Below are 25,846 nucleotides of genomic sequence, written 5' to 3' on the forward strand. Positions count from 1 at the left end.
CGTCACGTACGCCGCCACGACCCCACCGCCGAAGCCCTCCCCGCCACGGCGGAGAGGAAGCCCCGCACACCGCTACGGCACTGCCGCCGATTCAAGTGACGTCACGGCGCCGGCCACCGTGGCGGTCACCGGGCCGAGGACGTCCGTGCCGGGCGGTGGTGCGGCCTCGCCGATGGGTGTGCCGGGCTCGGCCTGCGCACAGCAGTCCACCTGTGCGACCCGCGTCTCGTACCGCTGCCCTGGCTTCCGCGGCGTCTTGGGGAGCCGGGGCGCGCCGGCTCGGACCGTCGGCCCGGCCCGGTGCTGTCATAGGGCTGCCGCTCCTGCCGCCGATGCTGCTGAAGGTGTTTCGCGTGGCCGCCGGGCGGTCCGCAGGAGGGCCCTGGGGTGGTGCGTCAGCCCGAAGCGCCGCTGCGCCGGGCGTAGGCGCGGGCGCGGGCGGCGCGGACACGGTCCCCCCAGGGGATTCGCGGAAACGGCAGGGCATAGCCGGTTACCGGAACCGGAGCCATGCCGGTCGCAACCGGCCGCGCACGACGGGGTGGCCGGAGGTGGTGGTCGCTGCTGATCGTCCATGTCACGTGACTGCCCACGCCAGTGCCTGGCCGCTCCCTGGCGGCGAGTTCGCCAAGCCAGGGAGCGGCTCGTTGGCTGGTCGCCCGGTCAGCCGTTGGGCCGCAGGGTCCACACCACGGTCATCTCTCCGGTGACGGCACCGTCGGCGCGCCGGATTTCGACGGCGACCGGGAACTCCGGCCGCTCCCCGGCGTCCAGTTCCGCGACGACCTCGGCGGCCGGGCGGCCCAGGGTGGCCGTGGCGGTCACGGCGCCCATCGCCAGCTTCTTGTAGGCGATCTCGGCGCTGACGGCCAGCGGCACGGCGCGCGAGAGCTGGTCCCCGAACGCGGCGAGCACGATCGCGCCGCTCGCGGACTCGCCGAGCGTGAACATCGCACCGGCGTGCGGTCCGCCCACGTGGTTGTGGTACTCGCTCTGGTCCGGCAGGGACACCCGCGCACGCTCCGGCGTGGTCTCCAGGAACTCGAGGTTCAGGGTCCGGGCCATGGGCACCGTGGCGGCGAGCATCTCGCCGATGGACATCTGGTCTGCGCTCATGACCGCATGTTACTCACGAGTAGGTGCCGCTGACCAGGTCGTGTGACCACCGCCGCACCGACACCCACGCCCTCGCCGCGCCGTCCCGTCTCCGGGTTGCTACGTCTCCGTCCACGGGCGGTGACCGAATCGTGTCCTGGGCGCGGCTAGGGTTGCTGCCCATGTGGCCAGGACAGCAGCCGCCCGGGGGCGAGCAGAACCCGCAGACGAACAACCCCTACCAGCAGCCGGGGTACCAGCAGCCGAATCCGTACCAGCAGCCGGGCTACCAGCAGCCCGGCCCCTATGGGCAGCAGCCGCAGTGGGGCACTCCCGCTCCGGCCGGCGCGCCGCAGCCCCCGCAGGGCGGCGGTGGCGGCAACCGGACGAAACTGGTCGCGATCATCGCGGCCACGGCGGTGGTCGTGGCGGCCGGTGTCACCGGCTTCCTCGTGCTGGGCGGCGACTCGGACGACACGGCGGACGGGAACAACGGCAAGAAGCCGGCCCCGACCGCCACGAAGGAGTCCGAGTCGGAGCCGAGCGCCTCCGCCTCCGCCTCCGGCGACAACCCGCGCGGCGGACCGGGCGAGAAGGCGACCGTTCCGGGCTGGAAGGTCGTCGTCAACACCCGTTTCGGCACCAAGTTCGACGTGCCGGCGGACTGGGAGATCGACACCCAGGACACCAGCGTGGGCTTCGAGTGGGAGAAGAAGGACGGTGAGCTGGACCGCACCACCGTCACGGCCCCGGCCTATCTGAAGTCCAAGTGGTGCACGAGCGACGACAACAAGGACGGCCGCGAGGAGGACACCGCCCTCGCCACCGCCGGCACCCGCGGCGAGAACGGCGCGAAGAACTCGGACATGGCGGCCGAGACACGCGTGCCGTGGTGGATCTTCGGCGGCTACACCCAGCCCGACAAGAAGAGCGTCAAGTACACCAAGCCCAAGCCCTACACCACCAAGTCGGGCATCAAGGGCAGTGTCGCCACGGCGCACTCGGAGAACACGCCCCAGAAGGGCAAGTGCGACAGCGAGGGCAAGGCGATCACCTTCGCCTTCAAGAACGGCGCGGGCGACTTCGTCACCTGGAACCTGTACGGCGCCAAGGGCGTCAAGGACGAGCTGCCCGAGGCGACCGTGCAGAAGATCCTGAGCACCGTGCGCCTCACGGAGGAGCCGCCCACCGAGTCGTGACGGGCGCGGGCCGCGCACGTGCCGTTTGGCAAGTCGGCCCCGCCCCGGCGATAGTCACGGGGTGCCGATCACGACCTCCCGCAGACCCGCCTGGGCGGGCCGCAACTACTCCCTGCTGACCGCGGCCGCGGTCGTCACCAACCTGGGCAGCAACGGCGCCCTCGTCGCGGCGGCGTTCGCCGTGCTGGAGGCGGGCGGCGACGGCGGCGACGTCGGCCTGGTGGCGGCGGCACGGACGCTGCCGCTGGTGCTGTTCCTGTTGATCGGCGGCGCCGTCGCCGACCGGCTGCCCCGGCATCACGTGATGGTGGCGGCCAACGCCCTGAACTGCCTCTCGCAGGCCCTGTTCGCCCTTCTCGTGCTGACCGGTGATCCCCTGCTGTGGCAGATGATGCTGCTGGCCGCCCTCGGCGGCACCGGCCAGGCCTTCTTCGGACCGGCCGCCGAGGGCATGCTGATGTCCTCGGTCCAGGGCGAGCAGGCCGGCCGCGCCTTCGCGGTGTTCCGGATGGCGATGTCGGGCGCGGGCCTGGGCGGGGCCGCGCTGGGCGGCGCCATGGTCGCCGCGATGGGCCCCGGCTGGGTGCTGGCCGCGGACGCGGCGGCCTTCGCCGTCGCCGGGGCGCTGCGCGCCTTCCTCGACGTAGGCCACATACCGCCCCGGGCACCGGGTGGCGGCCTGCTCGCCGATCTGCGCGAGGGCTGGCAGGAGTTCGCCGGCCGCCCCTGGCTGTGGGGCATCGTCGTGCAGTTCTCCATCGCCAACGCGGTCGTGGCGGCCGCCGACGCCGTCTACGGCCCGCTCGTCGCCCGTGACCACCTCGGCGGCGCGGGCCCCTGGGGCCTCGCCCTGGGCGCGTTCGGCGCGGGCACCGTCGCCGGTGCCCTGCTGATGACCCGATGGAAGCCCCGCCGGCTGCTGCTCGCCGGCACCCTCTGCGTCTTCCCGCTGGCCCTGCCCTCCGCCGCCCTCGCCGTCCCGGTGCCGATCGGCGTCCTGTTCGCGGTGATGTTCGTGGCGGGGGCGACGGTCGAGGTGTTCGGCGTCTCCTGGATGACGGCGCTGCACCAGGAGATCCCCGAGGCCAAGCTCTCCCGCGTCTCGGCCTACGACTGGTTCGGCTCGGTGGCGTTCGTGCCCCTCGCCACGGCGGCGGCCGGCCCGGCGGAGGACGCCTTCGGCCGGACGGCGGCGCTGTGGGGCTGTGCCGGACTGGTCGTCCTGGTCACGGCGGCCGTGCTGTGCGTCCCGGACGTGCGCAACCTGCGCCGCAGGACCACCCCGGTGACGAAGGGCGTCGCCGAGCGCCCCTCAGCCGATGCCGAACGCCCCGTCGGGGGGCTCGGGTGAGGGCACCGCGTCCTCGTCCCGCACGGCCCGCGCCCCACCGACGAACGTCCGCAGCCCGGCGCCGTACTCGACCCGGGCCGGAAAGGCGTCGGCGGCCGTGAGCCGGGTCAGGGCGGCGACGTCGACCGCCCGCCGCCCGGCCACGAGCACGGCGTTGCCGAACCTGCGCCCCCGCAGCACCCCCGGCTCGGCGATCAGCGCGAGCTCCTCGAACACGGTGGCCAGGGTGGCGAGTTGGGACCGCAGGAAACCGAACGGAGCCGCATCCGGGAGGTTGGCGAGGTAGACCCCGCTCTCCCGCAGCACCCGCGCGGCCTCCCGCACATAGGTGACGGACGTCAGGTGCGCCGGCACCCGCGAACCGCCGAACACATCGGCGACGATCACGTCGGCCGAGTTCCCGCGGGCGTTCTCCAGCCAGGCCCGCGCGTCCGCCGCGTGCAGCGCGACCCGGGCCGTCGCGGGCAGCGGCAGGTGTTCGGCGACCAGCTCCAGCAGCCCCCGGTCGGCCTCCACGACGTCCTGCCGGGAACCGGGCCGTGTCACGGCCACGTACCGGGGCAGCGTGAGCGCCCCGCCCCCGAGGTGCACCACGTCCAGCGCCCGCCCCGGCTCGGCCACGACGTCCAGCACGTGCCCGAGCCGCCGCGCGTACTCGAACTCCAGGTGCGTCGGGTCGTCCAGGTCGACGTACGACTGCGGCGCCCCGTCGACGGTCAGCAGCCAGGCCCGCTCCCGGTCGATGTCGGGCATGAGCTTGGCGAACCCGTGATCGACGGCGCGGGCGACGGGAATGGCTTCCTTCACGCCTCCATTGTGCGTGGGGACGACGCCGTCGAGGGGCGCGGGGAGCTGCGCGACCGGCCCAGGACGGCCGGCAGCCCCCCGCCACCTCAACCCACCGCGGTCACGGTCCCGGCCCCCACCGTCCGCCCGCCCTCACGGATGGCGAACCCGAGCCCCGCCTCCAACGGCACGTCCCTGCCCAGCTCCACGGTCATGGCGACGGTGTCACCGGGCCGCGCGACGGCGGCCTCCCCGAGGTCGACGACCCCCACCACGTCCGCCGTACGGAGGTAGAACTGCGGCCGGTACCCGGAGGAGACCGGTGTCGTCCGGCCGCCCTCCCGGGCCGACAGGACGTAGACCCGCGCGCTGAACCGACGGCTCGGCACCACGCTCCCCGGCGCGGCCACCACATGCCCCCGCCGGACGGCGTCCCGGGGCACCCCCCGCAGCAGCAGAGCCACGTTGTCCCCGGCCTGTGCCTCCTCCATCGGCTTGCCGAAGGTCTCCAGCCCCGTGACCACCGTCTCGACGGCAGCCCCGAGCACCTCGACCCTGTCCCCGACCCGCACCACACCCCGTTCCACCGCACCGGTGACCACGGTCCCCCGCCCGGTGATGGTCAGCACGTTCTCCACCGGCAGCAGGAACGGAGCGTCCAGATACCGCTCCGGCATCGGCACGTACGTGTCCACCGCGTCGAGCAGCGCCTCGATCGACGCCGTCCACCGCGGCTCCCCCTGCAGCGCCTTCAGCCCGGAGACGCGCACGACGGGCACGGAGTCGCCGCCGTAGCCGTGCGCCGTGAGCAGGTCGCGGACCTCCAGTTCGACCAGGTCGGTGAGCTCCTCGTCCCCCGCGTCGGCCTTGTTGAGCGCGACCACGATGTGGTCGACGCCCACCTGGCGGGCGAGCAGGACGTGTTCGGCGGTCTGCGGCATGATCCCGTCGAGCGCGGAGACGACGAGGATCGCCCCGTCCAGCTGCGCGGCGCCGGTGACCATGTTCTTGACGTAGTCGGCGTGGCCCGGCATGTCGACGTGGGCGTAGTGCCGGGTGTCGGTCTCGTACTCGACGTGCGCGATGTTGATGGTGATGCCGCGCGCCGCCTCCTCGGGCGCCCGGTCGATCCGGTCGAACGGCACGAAGGCGCCGGTGCCGCGGTCGGCGAGGACCTTGGTGATGGCGGCGGTCAGGGTGGTCTTGCCGTGGTCGACATGACCCATGGTGCCGATGTTGAGATGCGGTTTCGTGCGGACGTAGGCCGTCTTGGGCATGGCTGTACCTCGAAGCGTCTGGTGGTGAGGAGGGAACCGGGACCCCGAGGTGCCGCCCGACCCTCCCCTTGCGGGGTCCGCCGGACGAACCGGAGAGGGTCAGCTTCGGGCGCCGTCCGCGACGGCCGTGAGAACGACGACGGCAGCCTTCGGGGCATCCGTGACCACGGATGCTGCGAGGGCGAAGGCGTGCCGGAACATGACGTCGATCATCGCCGACGTCTCACCGCGCGTCGAATGGTTTTCGTCCGCCCTGCGTACCGGGGTGCGGCCGGTTCCCGTGACGCTCGTGAGACGAACCATACGGCGATCACACACATTTGTCGGTTAGTGTCACCGGATGCTCGATGCCACCACCCGCTCTGGGGGCACCGCCACGGCCTCTCCCCGGGCCACCACCGCGGAGCTCGCCGTCGCCGCCACCCCGGCGACGACCGCCTCGCCCGCCGTCTCCACCGGTTTCACTGCCCGCTGCACCAGAGTCGTGCTCTCCCCCTGGTCGCGGCTGTCCCTGCTCGTCGCCCTGCTCGCGGGGGCCGCCTGCACGATGCTGCTGTTCGAACCGCAGCGGCTGCTGACGCAGGGCTGGCCGCCCCAGCTGAGCGGAGCCGCCGCCGCGCTGGTGTTCGCGGTGGCGTACGGGGTGTGCACCGTGGCGTTCGTGCCGAGACCGCTGCTGAACCTCGCGGGAGGCGCCCTGTTCGGTTCGCAGGCCGGCCTCGGGGTGGCCCTGGCGGGCACGGTGCTGGGCGCCGGGATCGCCTTCTGCCTGGGCCGGGCGCTGGGTCAGGACGCGCTGCGGCCGCTGCTGCGGGGGCGCTGGCTGAAGGCGGCGGACGGGCAGCTCAGCCGGCACGGCTTCCGCTCGATGCTGGCGGTCCGGCTGTTCCCCGGCGTGCCGTTCTGGGCCGCAAACTACTGCGCCTCCTTCTCCCGCATGGGCCTGCTGCCGTTCCTGCTGGCCACGGCTCTCGGCTCGATCCCGAACACCGCCGCCTACGTGGTCGCCGGCGCCCGTGCCTCGACGCCGACGTCCCCCGCCTTCCTGATCGCCCTGGCGTGCATCGCCCTGCCCGCGCTGGCGGGCGTGGTGGTGGCCTGGCGCAAGCGGCACCAGCTGCGCCGCCTCTGACGGGCCCTTACCACCGTCCGGTTCAGATCCGTTCCAGCACCATGGCGTTGGCGAGCCCGCCCGCCTCGCACATGGTCTGCAGCGCGTACCGGGCGCCCCGTTCCCGCATCGCGTGCACCAGCGTCGTCGTGAGCCGGGTGCCGCTCGCGCCCAGTGGATGGCCGAGCGCGATGGCGCCGCCGTGCACGTTGACCCGGCCGAGGTCGGCGCCGGTCTCCTGCTGCCAGGCCAGGACGACGCTGGAGAACGCCTCGTTGACCTCGAACAGGTCGATGTCGTCGAGGGTGAGCGAGGCCCTGCGCAGCACCTTCTCGGTCGCCGGGACGACGCCCGTGAGCATGAGCAGCGGGTCGGAGCCGGTGACGGCGAAGCTGTGCAGCCGGGCGAGCGGACGGAGCCCGAGCCGGGCCGCGGTCTCGCTCGACGTGATGAGCACGGCCGAGGCGCCGTCGTTGATCGGGCTGGCGTTGCCCGCCGTGACGTTCCACTCGATCTGCGGGAACCGCTCGGCGAAGCCGGGGTCGTGGTAGGCGGGCTTGAGCCCGGCGAGGACCTCCGGGGTGCTGTCCGGGCGGAGGCACTCGTCGCGCGCGACGCCCTCCAGGGGGGCGACCTCGGCGTCGAAGAGCCCCGCCTCCCAGGCCGCGGCCGCCTTGTGGTGCGAGGAGACCGCGAAGGCGTCCATCTGCTCGCGTCCGATCGACCACTTGGCCGCGATGAGCTCGGCGCTGATGCCCTGCGGGACGAGTCCCTCGGGGTAGCGCTCGGCGACCCCGGGACCGAAGGGGTCCTTGCCCGGCGGCACGTTCGACCACATCGGTACCCGGCTCATCGACTCGACCCCGCAGGCCACGACGAGGTCGTAGGCGCCCGAGAGGACGCCCTGGGCGGCGAAGTGCACGGCCTGCTGGGAGGAGCCGCACTGCCGGTCGACGGTGGTGGCGGGCACCGACTCCGGGAAGCCCGCGGCCAGGACGGCGTAGCGAGTGGTGTTCATGGCCTGCTCGCCGACCTGGTCGACGGTGCCGCCGATGACGTCGTCGATCAGCGCCGCGTCGACGCCCGACCGCTCGACGAGGGTGCGCAGGGTGTGGGCGAGCAGTTCCACGGGGTGGACGTGTGCGAGGGCGCCGTTGGGCTTGCCCTTGCCGATGGGGGTGCGTACGGCTTCGACGATCACTGCGTCTCGCATGGGCGGGCCTCCACGGCTACCAGTGAGTAGGAAATCCGAACTCACAGTATCCCGCAGGGTTGGAAAATCCAACCCTCTCGTAGACTGAGCGCCATGGCCGCCCGCAGAGATCCGCGCCCCTGCTCCATCGCCGACACCCTGACGCTGGTCGGCGAGAAGTACTCGCTGCTCGTGCTGCGGGAGGTGTGCCTGGGCAACGGCCGGTTCGACCAGCTGGTGCGCAACATCGGCGCTCCGCGCGACATCCTCGCCACCCGGCTGCGCCGGCTCGTGGACGCCGGGATCCTCGCCAAGCACCTCTACAGCGAGCGCCCGCAGCGCTTCGAGTACCGGCCCACCCGGGCCGGGCTGGAACTGGAGCCGGTACTGATGACGCTCATGGCCTGGGGCGACCGCCATCTGCGCGCGGACGGCGACCACCCGATGGTCCTGGAGCACTCCTGCGGCCGGGCCCTCGCCCCGGTCGTCACGTGCCGGGCCTGCGGCGACGAGGTGCGCCACGAGGACCTCACGGCCCGTCCGCAGGCTCCCGGCTGGACGGTGACCGGACCGACCGCGGCCTGATCCACTCCGCTCCGGGGCCGCTTGCAAACCCCTGTGTCCGGGCGGTCTCCCGAGGGCGCTACGCTTCCCCCTCGGCACACATGATCCCCCGTTCCTCGCGACGGCGGCCCGGTGTGCCCGTCGTCCGTCCCACGATCGGCACTTGGACTCCGCTACCTCATGTCTTGGTTCGAATCACTCATCCTCGGACTCGTCCAGGGGCTGACCGAGTTCCTCCCCGTCTCCTCCAGCGCCCACCTGCGGCTGACGGCGGCCTTCTCGGGCTGGGAGGATCCGGGCGCGGCCTTCACGGCGATCACGCAGATCGGCACCGAGGCCGCCGTGCTGATCTACTTCCGCAAGGACATCGGGCGGATCATCTCGGCCTGGACGCGCTCGCTCACGAACAAGGCGCTGCGCGGCGACCCCGACGCGCGGATGGGCTGGCTCGTGATCGTCGGCTCCATCCCGATCGGCGTGCTCGGCGTCACGCTGAAGGACCAGATCGAGGGCCCCTTCCGCGACCTGCGGATCACCGCGACCATGCTGATCGGCATGGGCATCGTCCTGGGCGTGGCCGACCGGCTCGCGGCCCGCGACGAGAGCAGCGGCAAGCACCGCGCCCCCAAGCAGCGCAAGGCGCTGGAGGACCTGGGCGTCCGCGACGGCCTGATCTACGGACTGTGCCAGGCCATGGCGCTGATCCCGGGCGTCTCCCGCTCCGGCGCGACCATCAGCGGCGGTCTGTTCATGGGCTACAAGCGCGAGGCGGCGGCCCGCTACTCCTTCCTGCTCGCCATCCCCGCGGTGCTGGCCTCGGGCCTGTTCGAGCTGAAGGACGCGTCGGAGAGCGGCCACGTCTCCTGGGGCCCGACGATCTTCGCCACGGTGATCGCCTTCGGCGTCGGGTACGCGGTGATCGCGTGGTTCATGAAGTTCATCTCGACCAAGAGCTTCATGCCGTTCGTCTGGTACCGCATCGCGCTCGGCATCGTCATCATCGCCCTGGTCAGCACGGGTGCCATCAGCCCGCACGCGGGTGAGCCGGCGCACTGACCCGGCCCGCTGTGACCTCCGTCTCGTGACCAACCGCATAGCGATCCGGTAGCCGTCCGGTAGCGGCCTGTCAGTGGCTGCCCCTAGGCTTGTCCGCATGTCCCCCGATTTCGTGACCCCTGGTTCCGTGCGGTCCGCCGCCGAGGTCAACGAGGAGATCCGTGCGCTGTGGCGGCGCACGGGCGGCACCCTGTCGGCCGAGGAGCGCGCGGAATACGAGCTGCTCGTCGTCGAATGGGCGGCCGCGATCCGCGGAGCCGTCGTCAAGGCGGCCTGACGGCCGCCGCCGTCCCGTCCCTCAGGCGGCCTGTCCGGCTCCCGCCGTCCCGTCCCTCAGGCGCCCAGCCGCGCCAGCACCTCGTCCTCGACCGGATAGGGCCGCTCCTCGGGCAACAGCCCGGCGGCCGCCCCGAGTTCGCCGGTCCGCACCCGCGCGTGGATCTGCGCGGCGAGCGGGGTGACGTCCTCGATCCCCACGATCCACTCGTCCGCGTACCGCGCGGCTGCCTCCCCGGCGAGCCCCAGCTGGAGCGACCGGTACGGCAGCGGCCGCAGCCGCAGATCCCGCTCCGGGTCCCACTGCACCCGCGCCGGCGCCCGCTTCAACTGCCGCTGCCAGGCGGCCCGGTCACCGTGCAGGGCGGGCACATGGTGGGACAGGCAGGCGTGGCGCAGCGCCCAGAGGAAGCCCTCCCGCCGGATCTCGATCGCCAGGACCGTCTCCTGACCCTCCTTGGTGCCCCAGCCGCAGCGGTACATCATCCACAGGAACGACGGCTTGATCCAGGTCATGCGGTCGCGCTTCCAGGACGACGGGAAGCGGCCGCCCCGGGCCGCGGGGCCGCCGATCTCCGGGCGGTAGGCCTGGTAGACGGTGATCGTGGACTCGGTGTGGCGGGCGCGTATCCGAAAACGCGGTTCGTTCTGATCGTTCACGAGGGACAGGCTCGCCGCCACGGCCGCCCGCGGCCACCGAATATCGCGCACGGCCCTTGGCCCGCCACCCGCCATGCCCAACCCGGAGCCGATGACGCAGCCTGTGGCCGCCGTGCGGGACCGGCCGGCCGTCGACGGGCTGGTCACCGACCACGCGGTGGCGGTCGACGACGGCGGGTGGGACGCCTGCCGGGGGCTGTTCGCGCCCCGGGGACCGGGCGGACCACCGCTCGGCCGGCGGCACCGAGGGCGGTGCGGTCGCCGCGTGGCGCGCGCCGGATTTCGTGTGCGGCGGCCGGTACGCCTTCACGCTGCTGCGCGCGGAGGAGGGCCGACGGCTGAGCGAGGTGGTCGTAGGGAAGAAGTGGCGGCGCCTTCCCGAGCGGCCCGCGGCACCTGTGGTCGACTGACCCGGCCTCCGCTGTCCTAGATCGTCCGCCGGGCGCACACTGGAGGCACCTGCGGGGTAGGAGGCGCCTATGAAGACGCTCGGCCACTGGCTCGCCTCCCCTTGGCGGCGCTCCGCCGCGGCCGCGGCCGCGGGCGCCCTCCCGGTCCTCGCCTTTCCCGCCCCGGCCCTGTGGTGGTGGGCCTACGTCGCGCTGGTCCCGTGGCTCCTGCTGCTGCGCACCGCTCCGACGGGGAAACGGGCCTTCTACGACGGCTGGTGCGGCGGCTTCGGCTTCATGCTGGCCATGCACCACTGGCTGCTGCCGAGCCTGCACGTGTTCACGTTCGTCCTGGCCGCCCTGCTCGGCGCCCTGTGGGGCCCCTGGGGCCGGCTGGTGCGCCACCTCCTGGGCGGGGTCCCCTCGCCGACCCGGGTCGCGGTGGCGCTGCTGGTGCTGCCCTCGGGCTGGCTGGCCGTCGAGCTGGTCCGCTCCTGGCAGGGGCTCGGCGGTCCCTGGGGCATGCTCGGCAGCAGCCAGTGGCAGGTCGGACCCGCGCTGCGGCTCGCTTCGGTCGGCGGGGTGTGGCTGCTGAGCTTCCTGCTGGTGGCGCTGAACGTGGCCGTCGCCGTGCTCGTCGCGGTCCGCCGCGCCCGGGTGCCGGCCGTGGCCGGGCTCGTCGCCACGGCCGCCGCCACCTCCGCCGCCTGGACCTTCGCGCCCCGCCCCGCCGTCGACGGCCAGGTCCGGATCGCCGTCGTCCAGCCGGGTGTCATCGGCGGTCCGGACAGTGGCGAGCGCCGGTTCGACCGCGAGGAGCAGCTCACCCGCCGGCTCGCCGGGCGGGACGTCGACCTGATCGTGTGGGGTGAGAGCAGCGTCGGCTTCGACCTCGGCGACCGGCCCGACCTCGCCCGGCGCCTCGCGGACCTCTCCCGCGCGACGGGCGCCGACATCCTGGTCAACGTGGACGCCCGGCGCTCCGACAAGCCCGGCATCTACAAGAGCTCGGTCCTCGTCGGGCCGGACGGCCTGACCGGGCAGCGTTACGACAAGATGCGCCTGGTCCCCTTCGGCGAGTACGTCCCGGCCCGCTCGCTGCTCGGCTGGGCCACCTCCGTCGGCAAGGCCGCCGGGGAGGACCGGCGGCGCGGCTCGCAGCCGGTGGTGATGGACGTGGGCGACGGTCTGCGCGCCGGGCCGATGGTCTGCTTCGAGACGGCGTTCCCGGACATGACCCGCCACCTCACCCGGGAGGGCGTCGACGTGCTGATCGGCCAGTCCGCGACCTCCACGTTCCAGCACAGCTGGGCGCCCGCGCAGCACGCCTCGCTGGCCGCGCTGCGCGCCGCCGAGACCGGCCGCCCCATGGTGCACGCGACCCTCACGGGCGTCTCGGCCGTCTACGGCCCGCAGGGGCAGCGCGTCGGCTCACGGCTCGGCACGGACGCCTCCGCGAGCCAGGTCTACGCCGTCCCCCTCGCGCACGGCACCACGCCGTATGTCCGCTACGGCGACTGGACCGTGTACGCCGCCCTGCTGGTCCTCGCCGCGTGGGCGGCCGGCGAGGGCGTACGGACGCTGCGGCTCAGGCGGTCCGCTCCTGAACCGCGCGTACCACCCGTTCGCACAGCTCATGGGTCTCCAGCGCGTCCCGGGCGCTGAGCACTCTGCCCGCCCGCACCGCGTCCAGGAACGCCAGCACCGCCTGCTCGATGCCGCGCTGCCGGGCGACCGGCACCCAGTCCCCGCGCCGCCGCACGGTCGGCTGCCCCTTGTGGTCGACCACCTCGGCGAGGTTGACCACCTGCCGCTTGGTGTCCTGCCCGGACACCTCCAGGATCTCCTCGGCGGAGCCGCTGAGCCGGTTCATCACGCCCAGCGCGGTGAAGCCGTCCCCGGCGAGCTGGAGCACCACGTGGTGCAGCAGGCCGTCCCGGACGCGGGCGCGCACGCTCACGTCGTCGATCGCGCCGGGCGCCAGGAACCGCAGGGTGTCGACGACGTGGATGAAGTCGTCGAGGATCATCGTGCGCGGGTCCTCGGGCAGCCCGACGCGGTTCTTCTGCATCAGGATCAGCTCACGGGGATGGTCGGCGCACTGCGTGTAGCCGGGGGCGTGGCGCCGGTTGAAGCCGACGGCGAGGCTCACGCCCCGCTCCTCGGCGAGCGCCACCAGCCGCGCGGAGTCGGCGAGTTCGTAGGCGAGCGGCTTGTCGACGTAGGTGGGTACGCCCGCTTCCAGCAGCCGCGTCACGATCTCCGGGTGGACCAGCGTAGGGGCGTGCACGAAGGCGGCGTCGAGGTCCGCCGCGAGCAGGGAGTCGAGGGTGGCGTGCCGCTGCTCGCGGGGGATGTGGAGGCCGTCGGCGACCCGGTCGAGGGTGGCGGGCGTGCGGGTCTGCAGGTGCAGCTCGACGCCGGGCTGGAAGGCGAGGACCGGGAGGTAGGCCTTCTGCGCGATGTCGCCGAGTCCGATGCAGCCGACCTTCACCTGGTGCTCTCCTCTAGTGGTTGCCTGCCGGGGACTGCTGGGAAGCATACGGCCGCTGCGGCGGCCGCCAGTCGGCGATGCCGTCGAAGCCGCGCAGGAACAGGGCGGGTCCGGCCTTGGACAGGGCGGCCATGGCGGTGTTCCGGACGGCGACGCCGGCGCGGCCGGTCATGAGGTTGAGGCGGGCGACCCGCACGGCCTGGCGTGCCACGGCGGTCGTGCGGGGCAGCCGGGCGGCGGTGTAGGCGGCCGGGTCGTCGCAGTGGTGCGCGAGCACGACCGCGTCCTCGATCGCCTGGTTGCCGCCCTGGCCCAGGGTCGGCGGCATGGCGTGCGCGGCGTCGCCGACCAGGGTGACCCGGCCCCGGTGGTAGGCGGGCAGGGGCTCGGCGATGTGGTGGACGTCGTGGCGCAGCACGTCGCGGGGGCGGGCGGCGGCGAGCACGGCCGGGACCGGCTCGTGCCAGTCGCCGAAGCGGCGCAGCAGCTCGGCCCGCTCGTCGTCCGGCGCGCTCTCCCCGGCCGGAGTCCTGGCGGCGGCGTAGGCGTAGACGCGGCCGTCCTTGAGCGGGTGGGTGCCCCAGATCCGGCCGAGGCCCCAGGTCTCGTGCGAGGCGAACTCCACGCCGGGCAGGGGGATCACGACCCGCCAGGTGGTGAAGCCGGAGTAGACGGGTCCCGGATGGCCGGGGAAGAGCGCGCTACGCACGGCGGAGTGGATGCCGTCGGCGCCGACCACGAGGTCGGCCTCCAGCTCACCGTCGGACGTGGTGACGCGGGCGGGCCGGCCGGGGCCGCCCGGGTCGGCGAGGGTCGCGGCGGAGGCCGTGCGCACGGTGTCCGCCGGGAGCCGGGAGGCGAGGCTCGTGATGAGCGTGGCGCGGTGCAGCAGCACGAGCGGGCCGCCGAAGCGCGCGGCGGCGGCGTCGGCCGAGGTGCGCGCGAGCCACCGCCCGCCCGGGGTGCGCAGACCGCCGTCCCCCGCCCAGGCGGCGAGGGCGCGGATCTCGTCGCCGAGTCCGATGACGTCCAGGGCGCGCAGGGAGTTGGGGGCCAGCGAGATGGCCGCGCCGACCGGCTCCAGCGAGCGGGCCCTCTCCAGCACGGTGACCCGCCAGCCGCGCGCGTGCAGGGCCGCCGCCGCGGTCAGGCCCCCGATCCCGCCGCCGATCACGACGGCTCGCCTCGACTGTGCCATGGCTCCTCCTCGCCCTTCACTACATCTGTAGTACGCCTTCGACGTTACTACACCTGTAGTGAGACGGGTAGCGTGGCCGTCATGTCCGTACGCACCACCGGCCCCTCCCGCGCCGATCTCGTCGCCGACACCGCCCTGGCCCTGCTCGCCCAGCGCGGGATGCGCGGTCTGACGCACCGTGCGGTCGACGAGGCGGCCGGGCTCCCCCAGGGCTCCACGTCGAACGTCGCGCGCACCCGGCAGGCCCTGCTGGAGCTGGCGGTGCGGCGGCTGGCCGACCGCGAGGCGCGGGTGCTCGCGCTGCACGAGATGCCGGACCCCAGCGCCGGTACCGAGCCACTGCTGGACGCCCTGGCCCTCGCGACCCACCGCGCCCTGACCGGCCACCGCGCGCTCACGCTGGCCCGCTACGAACTGGCCCTGGAGGCGACGCGCCGCCCCGAGCTGCGGGCGTGCTTCGACGCGACGGGCGCCCGCTTCCGCGACCAGCTCACCGCCCTCGTCACCGGCCTGGGCTCCACGGACCCCGACCGGCACACGCTGTCGCTGATCGCCTGGGCGGACGGGCTGATGTTCAGCTGCGTGGCGGGGTCGTTCGGCGCCACCACGCCGAGCCTGGCGGAAGTGCGGGCCGGGTTGCGGGAGTTGCTCGACGGGATGCTCCGGGGCTGAGAAATACGTGGTGCGGCCCAGGGCGCCGGGAAAGGATGGAGCCATGACGACCGAACGCAGCATGCCCGCCACGACCGCCGACGAACGCACCATGCTGGAGGGGTGGCTGGAGTTCCACCGGCAGACCCTCGCGTGGAAGTGCGAAGGGCTGAGCGACGAGCAGCTCAGGACCGCCTCCGCGCCTCCCTCGGAACTGTCCCTGCTGGGCCTCGTGCGGCACATGGCGGACGTGGAGCGCAGCTGGTTCCGCCGGGTGCTGGCGAACGAAGACGCGCCGCCCCTGTACTTCAGCGACGACGACCTGGACGGCGAGTTCCACCTGACCGAGGCCGACACCTGGGCGGAGGCCCACACCACCTGGCAGGGCGAGATCGAGGCGGCCCGCGCCAACGCCGCCCGCTTCACCCTGGACGACATCTCCGAGGGCAAGCACCGGCGCACCGGCGAGCGGTTCAACCTGCGGTGGATCTACACCCACATGATCGAGGAGTACGCGCGCCACAACGGCCACGCCGACCTGCTCCGCGAGCGCATCGACGGCGCGACCGGCGACTGACGTCAGCCCCGGCGGGCCCGCGCCCTCCGTACGGGGCGGGACATCACCCGTGCGGGGCATCCTCCGCCCGTCCGCCGCCCGGGCGCGGGCCGGACGCACCAGAGTGACGCGGGTGCATCGAACGACGACCACAGCGACGCTCCTGGTGACCGTGGCTGTCTCGGCCCTCGCCGGCTGTACGACGGTCCGGCAGCCCTCCGCGCCGGGGCCCGCAGCGGCGCCGTCCCGGCCGCCGCTGCCGCAGCCCGACGGGCGGACGCAGACGCAGATCGTGCAGGCGCCGGCCCGCGAGGCGCTGCAGCTCATCGAGGAGGGGCCCCGCCGCCCGAAGCCGGCCACAGCCGGGTCAGGCCCGTCGGCGACCCCTCCGACCGCGCCCCCGGCGGTGGGGTCCGAGCGGCAGCGGCCGCCGTCCGGCCGGCACGAGGCCGGTACCCGGCCCGCCCGCCCGGACCGCCCGGACCGTCCCGAGTCACCCCGCCGCAGCCCCCAGCGGCCGCGCGCCGACCTCCCCGACGTGTCGGAGCCGGTGCGGCAGGACGTCCGCGAGCGGGTCCCCGACGGCACGGGTGTGTGCGCGCTGGGCCGGCGCTACGGAGGCTGGCGGGCGGACAGCCCGGAGGCGACGATCTGCCGCGACCTACGGGCGTTGACCGGCGTCCCAGGGCGCTGCCGCGACGCCTACGGGCGTTGACCGGCGTCCCAGGGCCGCTGCCGCGACGCCTACGGGCGTTGACCCGTGTCCCGAGGGGCGCTGCCGCGGCCGTGTCTCAGGGCCGCTGCCGCGGCGGCGTCCACGTCCCGCCGCCGCTCTCCCCCAGCCGGGCCCGAAGCCGCTCGATGGCCGCCCGTACGCCCTCGCCGTAGCGGTCGTCCGCGAGGACGGCGGCGGCTTCCCGGGCCCACCGCAGATGTGTGCGGGCGGCATCGAACCGGCCGAGTCCGACGTAGTCGTCGGCGAGGTTCACGTGCAGGGAGGGGTAGAACGCGAGCACCGCGAGGGCTTCCTGCCCGGCCTCCTCCGCCGCCGCCAAGGCGCGCAGGTCCCAGGCCAGTTCGTCGGCCGGGTCGTCCTGGGTGTCGGCCAGGTAGTGGGCGAGGGTGCAGCGGTGCAGCGGGTCGCCGTGCTCGCCGATCTCCGCCCACAGGGCCAGCAGGCGGTGGCGGGCCTCCTCCCGGTCCCCCGCGTGGTGCAGCATGACGACCTGCCCGATCCGCGTCAGCACGGCGTCCGGCGCCGCCTGCCCCTGTCGCTCCGCCACGACGCCCTCCGCGCTCTCGCCGGCTGTTCGCCCCGACGCTAGCCGCAGCGGGAGCCGATCCGGCTCAGGCGGCTCCGGACACCGCCCCGTCCGCACCCGGCGGTCCGTCCCCCGGCGGGACCGCCGTCAGCCCAGGTTGGGGATGGTCCAGTCGATCGGCTCGTGGCCCTGCGCCGCCACCGCCGCGTTGATCTGCGTGAAGGGCCGCGAGCCGAAGAACTTCTTCGCCGACAGGGGCGAGGGGTGCGCGCCCTTGACCACCGCGTGCCGGGTCTCGTCGATCAGCGGGAGCTTCTTCTGCGCGTAGTTCCCCCACAGCACGAAGACCGCCGGGTCGGGGCGCTCGGCCACGGCCCGGATCACGGCGTCGGTGAACTTCTCCCAGCCCCGGCCCTTGTGGGAGTTGGCCTCCCCGGCCCGGACCGTGAGCACCGCGTTGAGCAGCAGCACGCCCTGCTCGGCCCACGGCATCAGATAGCCGTTGTCCGGGATGGGGGTGCCCAGTTCCTCGTGCATCTCCTTGTAGATGTTCCGCAGGGACGGCGGGATCCGCACCCCGGGCCTCACGGAGAAGCACAGGCCGTGGCCCTGGCCCTCGCCGTGGTACGGGTCCTGACCGAGGATCAGCACCTTGACCCGGTCGTACGGCGTGGCGTCCAGCGCCGCGAAGACCTCCTCGCGCGGCGGGTAGATGGGACCCTTCGCCCGCTCCTCCTCGACGAACTCCGTCAGCTCCTTGAACCAGGGCTGCTGCAGCTCGTCACCCAGAACCCCGCGCCAGGACTCGGGCAGCATGGCGATGTCGGTCACGTCAACGTCCTCACGATGTGCGGTCACTTGCAGGCCTCAGAACCTACCGGCGACCACTGACAACGCGCCCGCGAGCCCCGACCGCCCGCGTCACCAGGCAGTCTTGCGGTGCAGCTCCCACAACATCATGATCGTCGACGGGTCCAGGGCCCGCTCGGCGCCCGAGACGTCCCGGCTCGCCGCCACGTACTGCCGGCCCTGCCACAGCGGCAGCAGCCGCGCGTCGTCCACCAGGATCCGCTGGGCCTCCTCGAACTCCTTCTCCACGTTCGCGCGGTCGCTCTCACGGCGCGAGCGGGGCAGCAGGTCGCCGGTGATCTCGGGGGCCGGGTAGGGCGTGCCGAGGGCGTTCTGCTCGCCGACGAAGGGCGCGATGAAGTTCTCGGCGTCCGGGAAGTCGGGGAACCAGCCGCGTCCGAACACCGGGTACTCGCCCTTCTGGTAGCCCTCCACATAGGTCTTCCAGGGGCGGCTCTTGAGGCTGATCGAGAACAGGCCGGAGTCCTCCAGCTGGCGCTTCAGCTCCTTGAACTCGGCGGCGGTCTCGGAGCCGTAGCGGTCGCTCGTGTACCAGAAGGTCAGCGGGACCTTCTGGTTGATGCCGGCCTCGGTGAGGATCTTGCGGGCCTTGGCGACGTCGGGGTCGCCGTAGTCGTCGAAGAAGCCGGTGGTGTGGCCGGTGAGTCCCTTGGGGACCATGGAGTACAGCGGGTCGACGGTGTCCTTGTAGACCTTGTGGGCGATCGCCGCCCGGTCGACGACCTGCGCGATGGCCTGGCGCACGGGCTTCTTGTCGGCCCAGGCGTCCTTCGGGTTGAACACCAGGTAGTTGATGTCCGTGCCGGTGCCCTCGACGAGCTGGATCTCCTCCTCCTTGGAGGTCTTGCTCTGCAGGTCGACGACGTCTCCGGCGGCCAGACCGCGGTAGGTCACGTCGATCCGCTTGTCCCGCAGGGCCTCGACCATTTCGCCGGAGTCCTGGAAGTAGCGGACGGTGACCGCGTTGTTCCGGCGCTGGGCGAAGCCCTGGTAGGCGTCGTTCTTGACGAGGACGGCCTCCTCGCCCTCGTCGTACGAGTCGAGGGCGTACGGCCCCGAGCCGACGACGTCGCCGCTCTTGCGCAGGCTGTCCGCCGGGTAGTCCTTCGGCGAGACGATGGACATGGCGGGCGTGGCGAGCACGAACGGGAAGGTGGCGTCGGGCTTGTTGAGGTGGAAGATCACCTCGCGGTCGTTCGGCGCCTGGACCCGTTCGAGGCTGCCCAGCAGACCGGCGGGCCCGCCGTTGACGTTGATCTTGCGGATCCGGTCGAACGAGTACTTCACGGCCCGGGCGTCGAGCGCCTCGCCGTTGGAGAACTTCAGGCCCTCGCGCAGCTCGCAGCGGTAGACCTGGTTCGACGCGTCGCTGAACTGGCACCGCTCGGCGGCGTCCGGCTGGGGCGTGGTCTCACCGGTGGGGTAGCTCAGCAACGTCTGGTAGATGTTGCGGAACAGTTCCCAGGAGCTGTCCCAGGACGCGGCGGGATCGAGCGTGCTGGGGGCACTGGTGGTGCCGACGACGATCGGCCCCGCGTCGTCCGGGGTGTCGGACGACAGGACGCCGCATCCGGCGACCAGGGACGATATGGACGCGATGGCCGCCACCCGCCGCAGGCATCGGTTCCGGTTGAACACGCGCACGCTCCTCGATCTGCCATACCAAGGGTCGGCAGACCATACCGCAGTGCCACGCCCCCTGACCCTCCCCGGAACACGACCTCTTGATCGATAAACCTTTGACGACGTTGTCATCGCCCTTTGCGTGGCTTTACGACGGCACGGGCGCCCTGTGCCGTCCACAGGGCGCCCGGGCCGGGTGGCTCGTCTCAGCCGGTGCCGGCGTTGAGGAAGATCCCGCCGTCCACCACGAGCGTCTGGCCGGTGACCCAGTCGGACTGCTCGGAGGTGAGGAACGCGGCCGCTCCGCCGATGTCGGAGGGCACGCCGAGCCGCCCGAGCGGGTAGGCCGCCGCGGCCTCCTCCTCCCGGCCCTCGTACAGCGCCTGGGCGAACTTGGTCTTCACCACGGCCGGGGCGATCGCGTTGACCCGCACCCCGGGCGCGAACTCGTGCGCGAGCTGCACCGTGAGGTTGATCATCGCCGCCTTGCTGACGCCGTAGGCGCCGATGAACGGTGAGGGCGACAGGCCCGCGACGGAGGCGATGTTGACGATCGCGCCGCCGTTGTCCTTCTGCCAGGCGTGCCACGTCTTCTGCGCGAAGCCGAGCGCCGAGACGACGTTGGTCTCGAAGACCTTGCGCGCGACGTTCAGGTCGAGGTCGGCGATCGGCCCGAACACCGGGTTGGTGCCGGCGTTGTTGACCAGGAAGTCGACGCGGCCGAAGGCCTCCATCGCGCGGTCGACGGCGACGGTCTGGTGGGCCTCGTCGTGCGCCTTGCCGGCCACGTACACCGCGCGGTCGGCGCCGAGCCGCTCGACGGCCTCCTTGAGGGCGTCCTCGTTGCGGCCGGTGATGACGACACGGTCGCCGCGCGCGACGAGCGCCTCGGCGACGCCGTAGCCGATACCGCGGCTGGCGCCCGTGACGAGGGCGACCTTGCCGGAGAGTTCCGTGGAAGTCATGCTCTCTTCGTCCTTAGTCGAGCGGTCCGCCGGCCACGTACAGCACCTGGCCGGAGACGAACCCGGCGGCCTCGCCGGTGAAGAAGGCGATGGCGTTGGCGATGTCCTCCGGCTCGCCGACCCGGGCCACCGGGATCTGGGTGGCGGCGGCGGCCTTGAAGTCCTCGAAGCCCATGCCGACGCGCTCGGCGGTGGCCTTGGTCATCTCGGTGGCGATGAAGCCGGGGGCGACGGCGTTGGCGGTGACGCCGAACTTGCCGAGTTCCTTGGCGAGGGTCTTGGTGAAGCCCTGCAGACCGGCCTTGGCCGCCGAGTAGTTCACCTGGCCGCGGTTGCCGAGCGCGGAGGACGAGGACAGGTTGACGATCCGGCCGAAGCCCGCGTCGACCATGTGCTTCTGGCAGGCCTTGGACATCAGGAAAGCGCCGCGCAGGTGCACGTTCATGACGGTGTCCCAGTCGGAGACGCTCATCTTGAACAGCAGGTTGTCGCGCAGCACGCCCGCGTTGTTGACCAGGATCGTGGGCGCGCCGAGCTCTTCGGTGATCCGTGCGACGGCCGCCTCGACCTGCGCCTCGTCGGAGACGTCGCAGCCGACCGCGATGGCCTTGCCCCCGGCGGCGGTGATCTTCTCGACGGTGTCCTTGCAGGCGGCCTCGTCGAGGTCGAGCACGGCGACCGCGCGGCCCTCGGCGGCCAGTCGTACGGCGGTGGCGGCGCCGATGCCGCGTGCGGCACCGGTGACGACGGCGACCCGCTGCTCAGTGGTGGACATGACTCGTTCTCCTCAGGTGAGCGACCGCTTAGTGCCTTCAGTGGGTGTGACGCTAGAAGCCCTGGCACGCGGTGTCAACGGCCGGGCGCGGCATGTGATCCATCACCCCCGCCGGCCTGCCCGCCGAGGCCTCCGGTCCACCCGAACGGCCCAGGACCGCAGGTGGCCGCCGTCCGTCTCCCCTTGGCGTCGGAGCGCGAGCCCCTCGTGGCCGGAAAGGAGACGCACCATGCGCCGTCGTACCGGTGTCATCGGCACGCTCTTCGCGGTCGCCGCGATCGTGCCCTTGTCCGCCCCCGCTCATGCCCGGTCCGACCGGGACTGCGGCGATTTCGCCTTCCAGGAGGACGTGCAGGCCGTGTTCGACGCGGACCGGAGCGATCCGCACCGGCTGGACGAGGACCGGGGGCCCGGACGACGGCATCGCGTGCGAGGCGCTGCCGCGCCGGGACACGGGCGTCGTCTCCCCCACGGCTTCCGCCCGGCCGTCCGCGTCCGTGACCGCCACGCCGGCCACGAGCACGCCTTGCGTCACGGCGCCCGCCGCGACCAGGCCGGCCACCACCCCTCCCAGGGCGTACGCGGCGGGACCGGAGGGGCGGTGGCCGCCGGTCCGAGCGACCGGGACGTGGGCCTGGGCCCGACCTTCGCCGCGAGTGCCGCGTTCATGGCTGGTCACCTGGTCAGGCGCCGCCGCCGGCGCTGACCGCCCCAGGCGCCCCGCGTGCGGCTACCGCACCAGCAGGTCCAGCAACCGCTCCGTCTCCGCCGCCGGATCCGTGGTCAGGCCGGTGTGGACGGGGCCGGGCTGGACGATGGTGGAGCGGGGGGCGACGAGCCAGCGGAAGCGGCGGCCCGGGTCGTCGGCCGCCGCCTGGCCGGCCGCGGTGCCGCCCGCGCAGACGCCCTCCACCGCGCGCAGGGCGGCCCGGACACCAGCCACGTCCGCCCGCGGGTCGAGGGCGAGCAGGCGGGCCTCGTCCAGGTGGGTGCGCGCGCCGACGTAGGCCGCGGCACGGCAGTAGACCAGGACCCCGGCGTTGACGCACTCGCCCCGTTCGACGCGCGGGACGACGCGCAGGACGGCGTACTCGTAGACCTGGCGCTCGCGCGGTCCGCCCCTGATGATGTGCCGGTCGCTCACTGGATCCCCTGGATGCGGTCGTGGATGACGGCTGCCCGGGCGAGCAGCGGTCGCGCGTAGGCCCGCCTGAGGTCGTCCGGTGTGTCGAAGCCGGGCTCGTCCGCGAGCCAGGCTTCGGGGACGCACCCGGTGACGTCGGCGAGGAGGTCCTCGGTGACCAGGGGCGCCAGCTCGGCCGCCGCGGCGCGGACGTCCGGCCCGAAGGGCGCCAGCGCGTGGTCGGAGGCGTCGTAGGGGCGGCCCGCGGAGGCCTCGGCGCCGGGCCAGTTGTGGTGCCAGATCACGGTCGCCCCGTGGTCGACGAGCCACAGCTCGCCCTGCCACATCAGCAGGTTGGGGTTGCGCCAGGACCGGTCCACGTTGTTGACCAGCGCGTCGAACCAGACGATCCGGCCGGCCTCCTCGGGGCTCACCCGGAAGGCGAGCGGGTCGAAGCCGAGCGCGCCGGAGAGGAAGTCCATGCCGAGGTTGGTGCCGCCGCTGGACCGCAGCAGGCTCTGCACCTGCTCCTCGGGTTCGCCCAGCCCCAGGTCCGGATCGAGCTCGACCGTCACCAGGCGCGGCACCCGCAGCCCGAGCCGGCGCGCCAGTTCCCCGCAGACCACCTCGGCGACGAGCGTCTTGCGGCCCTGTCCCGCGCCGGTGAACTTCAGGACGTATGTGCCGAAGTCGTCGGCCTCGACCAGGCCCGGCAGCGAACCGCCCTCGCGCAGCGGCGCGATGAAGCGGGTCGCGATCACTTCCTTGAGCATCGCCCCAGGTTACTGACCGATCGGCCGGCCCTCGCACCGGCGCCGTGGCGGCGGGCGGGAAACCGACAGCGAACCGACAGCGGGGTTTGGTGCACACCCGCCTCCGGGCGGGTCAGGATTTCCGCACCGTCTGAACAGGCGGTCCGCCGGGGCCGTACCTCCCGGCAGATCATCGAAACCCCCGAAGGGACCAGCCAGTATGACCAGCGCATCGCTCCAGCCCGCATCGGGTCCGGCCCGTCGTACCGTCGTGGCGGCGGCCGGAGCGGCGGGTCTCGCCGTCGCGCTGACCGCGTGCGGGGGCTCGGACGACGGCTCGTCCGGCTCCGCGGACTCCTCCGGAACCGCCCAGGGCGACCAGGGGGCGGGCAGCACCCCGTCGAGCGGAGGCGCCGCGGGCGGCAGCGCGCTCGCGTCGACCGCCGACATCCCCGAGGGCGGCGGCAAGGTCTTCGCCGACCAGAAGGTGGTCGTCACCCAGCCGACCGCGGGCGAGTTCAAGGCGTTCTCCGCCACCTGCACCCACCAGGGCTGCGCGGTGAAGAGCATCGCCGACGGCGTCATCAACTGCCCCTGCCACAACAGCAACTTCTCGATCACCGACGGCAGCGTGAAGAGCGGTCCGGCGACCAAGCCGCTGCCCGAGATGAAGATCACCGTCGAAGGGGACTCGATCACGCTCGCCTGAGCCCGCAGCGCGGACGCGTGAAGCACGCCGGCATCTCGTCCGTGGTCGCGACCGTGGCGACCGACGCGAGGGTGTGGCGGATCATCGCGGGTGTGGTCGCAGGGCACTCCCGCGATGACGTCCGCCGGGACGACGTCGGTGTAGCCGCGGTTCACGGCGTCGGACACGGCGTCGGGAATCGCCCGTCGGCCGCCTCCCGGTGACGACCGGCTTGCGGCGGCGCGGAAGTGGCGGGCGTCGCGGCTCGCGCCGCGGTCGTCGGGGCGGCGCTCGACGACGGGGTGGACGACCTGGACGCCGCCTGGCGCGCGGGGGTCACGGGCCGGGCGATGTTGCCGGGCACCCCGCCGGAGCGTGCCGCGCGGCGAGTTCGGGCAGCGCGCTGCCTCCGAGGACGCCTTCCTCGCGAAGGGAACCCGTGCTTCTCTGACGTGATGTCAGAGGATCACCTCTGACACGACGTGAGAGAAGGAAAGAGGGGGAGCATGACCGTCACGCAGCAGCGCCGCGGCCGGAAGATCATGATGACACCGGGTGAACTGGACGATTTCCTCAGCACCCAGCGCACCTGCCGGGTCGCCACGGTCTCGGCCGACGGCGCCCCGCACGTGAGCACGCTGTGGTTCGCCTGGGACGGCACCTCGATGTGGCTGTACTCGGTCGTGCGCAGCAAGCGGTGGACCGATCTGCGGCGCGATCCGCGCGTGGCGATCGTGGTGGACACCGGTGAGGAGTACGACGAGCTGCGCGGCGCCGAGGTGTCGGGCACCGTCGAGTTCGTCGGCGAGATCCCGCGCACGGGTGAGCTGTGCGCCGAACTGGACGTGCCCGAGACGCTGTTCGCGCGGAAGAACTTCGGCCTGGAGGAGATGCCGCACGACGGCCGGCACGCCTGGCTGCGGCTGACCCCGCAGAAGGTCGTCTCCTGGGACTTCCGCAAGCTGGCCGGGCAGTAAGCGCCGGGCGGGCGGTCAGCCGACGCTCTCCCCCGCCTCCCGCAGGGCCTTCACCGCGGCCCGGATCGACGGGCGGCGGTCGGCGTCCGCACGCCAGACGACGTACACGTGCCGCCGGACCCGCTGGCTGACCGGGACGGTGACCACCCCCTCGGGCACCGGGTGGCGGCCCAGCAGCGGCGCGATGCACACCCCGAGGCCGGCGGCGACCAGCCCGAGCTGCGTGTGCGTCTCGGCCGCACGATGGCCGATGATCGGCTCGATGCCCTTCGAGCGGAGCGTGAACATCAGCCACTCGTGGCAGAACTCGCCGTCCGCCCAGGTGATCCACTCGTCGTCGGCGAACTCACCGAGGTCCACCTCCGCGCGCCCCGCGAGCCGGTGGTCCGCCGGCAGGGCGACATCGGCCGGGTCGTCCAGGATCGACGCCTTGACCAGGCCCTCGGGCAGCGCCATCGGCTTGTTGTACCAGTCGAGGACCACGGCCAGGTCCAGGTCGCCGCGGACGACTCCGGCGATGGCCCGCTCCGGTTCCAGCTCGCAGGAGCGCAACCGGAGCCCGGGGTGCCGCTCCCGCAGTGCGGACAGTGCCTGCGGGAACAGCCCGCGTGCGGCGGTCGGGAACGCCGCCAGACGCAACTCGCCGACGACCTGCCCGCGCTGCGCCTCCAGATCGGACTGGGCGAGCTCGACCTGGGACAGGATCCGCGCCGCGTGCTCGGCGAGCAGCCGGCCCGCGTCGGTGAGCCGCACGCCCCTGCCGTTCTTCGCGAGGAGCTGCTGGCCGACCTCCCGCTCCAGCTTGGACAACTGCTGGGAGACGGCGGAGGTCGTGATGTGCAGGCCCTCGGCCGCACCGCTGACCGAGCCGTGCCGGGCGAGGGCGTCGAGGGTGCGCAGGCGCTCCAGATTCAACATGTAAGCAATGCTACGCAATACCGAGTGCGAAATCTCGA

28 protein-coding genes and 2 pseudogenes are annotated in these 25,846 nt (G+C 73.1%); 14 read left to right on the top strand and 16 right to left on the bottom strand.

The genetic code is table 11. The annotated features are described in order from the left end of the window. Nucleotides 1-663: 663 nt before the first annotated feature. Complete coding sequence (locus tag ABTZ58_RS21475; RefSeq protein ID WP_351358863.1) at nucleotides 664-1,116, bottom strand: DUF4442 domain-containing protein; 453 nt, start codon at nucleotides 1,114-1,116, stop codon at nucleotides 664-666. 161 nt (nucleotides 1,117-1,277) lie between these two features. Between ABTZ58_RS21475 and ABTZ58_RS21480 the strand changes: the two genes are divergently transcribed. Then, nucleotides 1,278-2,294: a DUF8017 domain-containing protein gene (locus tag ABTZ58_RS21480; protein ID WP_351358866.1), complete on the top strand. Its 1,017-nt coding sequence runs from the start codon at nucleotides 1,278-1,280 to the stop codon at nucleotides 2,292-2,294. A gap of 25 nt (nucleotides 2,295-2,319) precedes the next feature. Further along, a complete protein-coding gene (locus ABTZ58_RS21485; RefSeq protein ID WP_502996112.1) occupies nucleotides 2,320-3,645 on the top strand; it encodes an MFS transporter in 1,326 nt (441 codons plus the stop codon). On the opposite strand, the gene ABTZ58_RS21490 is transcribed toward ABTZ58_RS21485, so the two are convergent. Then, nucleotides 3,607-4,452 carry a spermidine synthase gene (locus ABTZ58_RS21490; protein WP_351358872.1) on the bottom strand — a complete coding sequence of 282 codons (846 nt, stop codon included), beginning with the start codon at nucleotides 4,450-4,452 and terminating at the stop codon, nucleotides 3,607-3,609. The two genes, ABTZ58_RS21485 and ABTZ58_RS21490, sit on opposite strands and share 39 nt — an antisense overlap. A gap of 86 nt (nucleotides 4,453-4,538) precedes the next feature. Continuing rightward, nucleotides 4,539-5,708, bottom strand: a complete 1,170-nt coding sequence (gene tuf / locus ABTZ58_RS21495) for an elongation factor Tu (RefSeq protein ID WP_351358875.1) — start codon at nucleotides 5,706-5,708, stop codon at nucleotides 4,539-4,541. Nucleotides 5,709-6,048: 340 nt separating this feature from the next. On the opposite strand from tuf, the gene ABTZ58_RS21500 reads away from it, so the two are divergent. Further along, entirely contained in the window at nucleotides 6,049-6,840 is a 792-nt protein-coding gene (locus ABTZ58_RS21500) for a TVP38/TMEM64 family protein (RefSeq protein WP_351358878.1), read from the top strand. Between the two features lie 22 nt (nucleotides 6,841-6,862). Here ABTZ58_RS21500 and ABTZ58_RS21505 read toward each other — a convergent pair whose 3' ends face one another. Further along, entirely contained in the window at nucleotides 6,863-8,032 is a 1,170-nt protein-coding gene (locus ABTZ58_RS21505; RefSeq protein ID WP_351358881.1) for a thiolase family protein, read from the bottom strand. 93 nt (nucleotides 8,033-8,125) lie between these two features. Here ABTZ58_RS21505 and ABTZ58_RS21510 point away from each other — a divergent pair, with 93 nt between their 5' ends. The 3 genes from ABTZ58_RS21510 to ABTZ58_RS21520 all read left to right on the top strand — a co-directional run bounded on the left by ABTZ58_RS21510 (nucleotide 8,126) and on the right by ABTZ58_RS21520 (nucleotide 9,908). Then, nucleotides 8,126-8,596: a winged helix-turn-helix transcriptional regulator gene (locus ABTZ58_RS21510; RefSeq protein ID WP_351358884.1), complete on the top strand. Its 471-nt coding sequence runs from the start codon at nucleotides 8,126-8,128 to the stop codon at nucleotides 8,594-8,596. 159 nt (nucleotides 8,597-8,755) lie between these two features. Further along, on the top strand, nucleotides 8,756-9,631 hold the full coding sequence (locus ABTZ58_RS21515; protein WP_351358887.1) for an undecaprenyl-diphosphate phosphatase: 876 nt from the start codon (nucleotides 8,756-8,758) through the stop codon (nucleotides 9,629-9,631). 97 nt (nucleotides 9,632-9,728) lie between these two features. Then, nucleotides 9,729-9,908: a hypothetical protein gene (locus ABTZ58_RS21520; RefSeq protein ID WP_086562056.1), complete on the top strand. Its 180-nt coding sequence runs from the start codon at nucleotides 9,729-9,731 to the stop codon at nucleotides 9,906-9,908. Nucleotides 9,909-9,964: 56 nt separating this feature from the next. On the opposite strand, the gene ABTZ58_RS21525 is transcribed toward ABTZ58_RS21520, so the two are convergent. Beyond that, nucleotides 9,965-10,567, bottom strand: coding sequence for a DUF4291 domain-containing protein (locus ABTZ58_RS21525; RefSeq protein WP_351358890.1), 603 nt, complete (start codon nucleotides 10,565-10,567; stop codon nucleotides 9,965-9,967). 91 nt (nucleotides 10,568-10,658) lie between these two features. On the opposite strand from ABTZ58_RS21525, the pseudogene ABTZ58_RS21530 reads away from it, so the two are divergent. Both ABTZ58_RS21530 and lnt read left to right on the top strand, forming a co-directional pair. Continuing rightward, nucleotides 10,659-10,977: pseudogene (locus ABTZ58_RS21530) on the top strand (hypothetical protein). Nucleotides 10,978-11,046: 69 nt separating this feature from the next. After that, nucleotides 11,047-12,621 (top strand): apolipoprotein N-acyltransferase, encoded by a 1,575-nt coding sequence (lnt, locus tag ABTZ58_RS21535; protein WP_351358893.1) that lies wholly within the window; start codon nucleotides 11,047-11,049, stop codon nucleotides 12,619-12,621. Here lnt and ABTZ58_RS21540 read toward each other — a convergent pair. Further along, nucleotides 12,545-13,450 carry a Gfo/Idh/MocA family protein gene (locus tag ABTZ58_RS21540; protein WP_351358896.1) on the bottom strand — a complete coding sequence of 302 codons (906 nt, stop codon included), beginning with the start codon at nucleotides 13,448-13,450 and terminating at the stop codon, nucleotides 12,545-12,547. The genes lnt and ABTZ58_RS21540 overlap by 77 nt on opposite strands. A gap of 13 nt (nucleotides 13,451-13,463) precedes the next feature. Continuing rightward, entirely contained in the window at nucleotides 13,464-14,648 is a 1,185-nt protein-coding gene (locus ABTZ58_RS21545) for an FAD-dependent monooxygenase (protein ID WP_351358899.1), read from the bottom strand. 81 nt (nucleotides 14,649-14,729) lie between these two features. Here ABTZ58_RS21545 and ABTZ58_RS21550 point away from each other — a divergent pair, with 81 nt between their 5' ends. The 3 genes from ABTZ58_RS21550 (at nucleotide 14,730) to ABTZ58_RS21560 (ending at nucleotide 16,570) form a co-directional block, all read left to right on the top strand. Continuing rightward, nucleotides 14,730-15,320, top strand: coding sequence for a TetR/AcrR family transcriptional regulator (locus tag ABTZ58_RS21550; protein ID WP_351358902.1), 591 nt, complete (start codon nucleotides 14,730-14,732; stop codon nucleotides 15,318-15,320). Between the two features lie 43 nt (nucleotides 15,321-15,363). Continuing rightward, nucleotides 15,364-15,876, top strand: a complete 513-nt coding sequence (locus ABTZ58_RS21555; protein ID WP_351358905.1) for a DinB family protein — start codon at nucleotides 15,364-15,366, stop codon at nucleotides 15,874-15,876. 112 nt (nucleotides 15,877-15,988) lie between these two features. Continuing rightward, nucleotides 15,989-16,570, top strand: a complete 582-nt coding sequence (locus ABTZ58_RS21560) for a hypothetical protein (RefSeq protein ID WP_351358908.1) — start codon at nucleotides 15,989-15,991, stop codon at nucleotides 16,568-16,570. A gap of 76 nt (nucleotides 16,571-16,646) precedes the next feature. On the opposite strand, the gene ABTZ58_RS21565 is transcribed toward ABTZ58_RS21560, so the two are convergent. The 5 genes from ABTZ58_RS21565 to fabG form a co-directional block, all read right to left on the bottom strand. Continuing rightward, nucleotides 16,647-17,138: a hypothetical protein gene (locus ABTZ58_RS21565; protein WP_351358911.1), complete on the bottom strand. Its 492-nt coding sequence runs from the start codon at nucleotides 17,136-17,138 to the stop codon at nucleotides 16,647-16,649. 126 nt (nucleotides 17,139-17,264) lie between these two features. Next, entirely contained in the window at nucleotides 17,265-17,948 is a 684-nt protein-coding gene (ung, locus tag ABTZ58_RS21570) for a uracil-DNA glycosylase (protein WP_351358914.1), read from the bottom strand. Between the two features lie 90 nt (nucleotides 17,949-18,038). Continuing rightward, entirely contained in the window at nucleotides 18,039-19,625 is a 1,587-nt protein-coding gene (locus ABTZ58_RS21575; protein ID WP_351358916.1) for an ABC transporter substrate-binding protein, read from the bottom strand. Nucleotides 19,626-19,816: 191 nt separating this feature from the next. Further along, a complete protein-coding gene (locus ABTZ58_RS21580; RefSeq protein WP_351358919.1) occupies nucleotides 19,817-20,575 on the bottom strand; it encodes an SDR family oxidoreductase in 759 nt (252 codons plus the stop codon). Nucleotides 20,576-20,588: 13 nt separating this feature from the next. Next, the gene (gene fabG / locus ABTZ58_RS21585) at nucleotides 20,589-21,350 is read right to left on the bottom strand and encodes a 3-oxoacyl-ACP reductase FabG (RefSeq protein WP_010041288.1); all 762 of its coding nucleotides are present in this window, start codon (nucleotides 21,348-21,350) and stop codon (nucleotides 20,589-20,591) included. Between the two features lie 229 nt (nucleotides 21,351-21,579). Between fabG and ABTZ58_RS21590 the strand changes: the two genes are divergently transcribed. Further along, nucleotides 21,580-22,056: an excalibur calcium-binding protein gene (locus tag ABTZ58_RS21590; protein WP_351358923.1), complete on the top strand. Its 477-nt coding sequence runs from the start codon at nucleotides 21,580-21,582 to the stop codon at nucleotides 22,054-22,056. Between the two features lie 24 nt (nucleotides 22,057-22,080). Here the strand turns inward: ABTZ58_RS21590 and ABTZ58_RS21595 are convergent, their stop codons facing one another. Both ABTZ58_RS21595 and ABTZ58_RS21600 read right to left on the bottom strand, forming a co-directional pair. After that, complete coding sequence (locus ABTZ58_RS21595) at nucleotides 22,081-22,494, bottom strand: DUF3037 domain-containing protein (protein WP_351358926.1); 414 nt, start codon at nucleotides 22,492-22,494, stop codon at nucleotides 22,081-22,083. Next, a complete protein-coding gene (locus ABTZ58_RS21600) occupies nucleotides 22,491-23,246 on the bottom strand; it encodes a HipA family kinase (protein ID WP_351358929.1) in 756 nt (251 codons plus the stop codon). The genes ABTZ58_RS21595 and ABTZ58_RS21600 overlap by 4 nt, the downstream gene beginning before the upstream one ends. A gap of 199 nt (nucleotides 23,247-23,445) precedes the next feature. On the opposite strand from ABTZ58_RS21600, the gene ABTZ58_RS21605 reads away from it, so the two are divergent. Beyond that, nucleotides 23,446-23,934 (top strand): Rieske (2Fe-2S) protein, encoded by a 489-nt coding sequence (locus tag ABTZ58_RS21605; RefSeq protein WP_351358932.1) that lies wholly within the window; start codon nucleotides 23,446-23,448, stop codon nucleotides 23,932-23,934. Here the strand turns inward: ABTZ58_RS21605 and ABTZ58_RS21610 are convergent. Next, nucleotides 23,921-24,339 (bottom strand): annotated as a pseudogene (locus ABTZ58_RS21610) (cysteine hydrolase); the annotation flags it as partial. The gene ABTZ58_RS21605 and the pseudogene ABTZ58_RS21610 sit on opposite strands and share 14 nt — an antisense overlap. 80 nt (nucleotides 24,340-24,419) lie before the next feature. On the opposite strand from ABTZ58_RS21610, the gene ABTZ58_RS21615 reads away from it, so the two are divergent. Further along, nucleotides 24,420-24,890, top strand: a complete 471-nt coding sequence (locus tag ABTZ58_RS21615; protein WP_351358935.1) for a pyridoxamine 5'-phosphate oxidase family protein — start codon at nucleotides 24,420-24,422, stop codon at nucleotides 24,888-24,890. A gap of 15 nt (nucleotides 24,891-24,905) precedes the next feature. Here ABTZ58_RS21615 and ABTZ58_RS21620 read toward each other — a convergent pair whose 3' ends face one another. Further along, complete coding sequence (locus tag ABTZ58_RS21620; RefSeq protein ID WP_351358938.1) at nucleotides 24,906-25,808, bottom strand: LysR family transcriptional regulator; 903 nt, start codon at nucleotides 25,806-25,808, stop codon at nucleotides 24,906-24,908. Between the last annotated feature and the right edge of the window lie 38 nt (nucleotides 25,809-25,846).

The sequence above is a fragment of the Streptomyces sp. NPDC094143 genome, assembly GCF_040303825.1.
GTDB lineage: Bacteria > Actinomycetota > Actinomycetes > Streptomycetales > Streptomycetaceae > Streptomyces.

Excerpts from the sequence above, each read along its gene's own strand:
- ABTZ58_RS21475 (WP_351358863.1), bottom strand. The coding sequence starts at position 1,116 with ATGAGCGCAGACCAGATGTCCATCGGCGAGATGCTCGCCGCCACGGTG.
- ABTZ58_RS21480 (WP_351358866.1), top strand. The coding sequence starts at position 1,278 with ATGTGGCCAGGACAGCAGCCGCCCGGGGGCGAGCAGAACCCGCAGACG.
- tuf (WP_351358875.1), bottom strand. The coding sequence starts at position 5,708 with ATGCCCAAGACGGCCTACGTCCGCACGAAACCGCATCTCAACATCGGC.
- ABTZ58_RS21500 (WP_351358878.1), top strand. The coding sequence starts at position 6,049 with ATGCTCGATGCCACCACCCGCTCTGGGGGCACCGCCACGGCCTCTCCC.
- ABTZ58_RS21505 (WP_351358881.1), bottom strand. The coding sequence starts at position 8,032 with ATGCGAGACGCAGTGATCGTCGAAGCCGTACGCACCCCCATCGGCAAG.
- ABTZ58_RS21510 (WP_351358884.1), top strand. The coding sequence starts at position 8,126 with ATGGCCGCCCGCAGAGATCCGCGCCCCTGCTCCATCGCCGACACCCTG.
- ABTZ58_RS21515 (WP_351358887.1), top strand. The coding sequence starts at position 8,756 with ATGTCTTGGTTCGAATCACTCATCCTCGGACTCGTCCAGGGGCTGACC.
- ABTZ58_RS21520 (WP_086562056.1), top strand. The coding sequence starts at position 9,729 with ATGTCCCCCGATTTCGTGACCCCTGGTTCCGTGCGGTCCGCCGCCGAG.
- lnt (WP_351358893.1), top strand. The coding sequence starts at position 11,047 with ATGAAGACGCTCGGCCACTGGCTCGCCTCCCCTTGGCGGCGCTCCGCC.
- ABTZ58_RS21545 (WP_351358899.1), bottom strand. The coding sequence starts at position 14,648 with ATGGCACAGTCGAGGCGAGCCGTCGTGATCGGCGGCGGGATCGGGGGC.
- ABTZ58_RS21550 (WP_351358902.1), top strand. The coding sequence starts at position 14,730 with ATGTCCGTACGCACCACCGGCCCCTCCCGCGCCGATCTCGTCGCCGAC.
- ABTZ58_RS21555 (WP_351358905.1), top strand. The coding sequence starts at position 15,364 with ATGACGACCGAACGCAGCATGCCCGCCACGACCGCCGACGAACGCACC.
- ABTZ58_RS21580 (WP_351358919.1), bottom strand. The coding sequence starts at position 20,575 with ATGACTTCCACGGAACTCTCCGGCAAGGTCGCCCTCGTCACGGGCGCC.
- fabG (WP_010041288.1), bottom strand. The coding sequence starts at position 21,350 with ATGTCCACCACTGAGCAGCGGGTCGCCGTCGTCACCGGTGCCGCACGC.
- ABTZ58_RS21590 (WP_351358923.1), top strand. The coding sequence starts at position 21,580 with ATGCGCCGTCGTACCGGTGTCATCGGCACGCTCTTCGCGGTCGCCGCG.
- ABTZ58_RS21600 (WP_351358929.1), bottom strand. The coding sequence starts at position 23,246 with ATGCTCAAGGAAGTGATCGCGACCCGCTTCATCGCGCCGCTGCGCGAG.
- ABTZ58_RS21605 (WP_351358932.1), top strand. The coding sequence starts at position 23,446 with ATGACCAGCGCATCGCTCCAGCCCGCATCGGGTCCGGCCCGTCGTACC.
- ABTZ58_RS21615 (WP_351358935.1), top strand. The coding sequence starts at position 24,420 with ATGACCGTCACGCAGCAGCGCCGCGGCCGGAAGATCATGATGACACCG.
- ABTZ58_RS21620 (WP_351358938.1), bottom strand. The coding sequence starts at position 25,808 with ATGTTGAATCTGGAGCGCCTGCGCACCCTCGACGCCCTCGCCCGGCAC.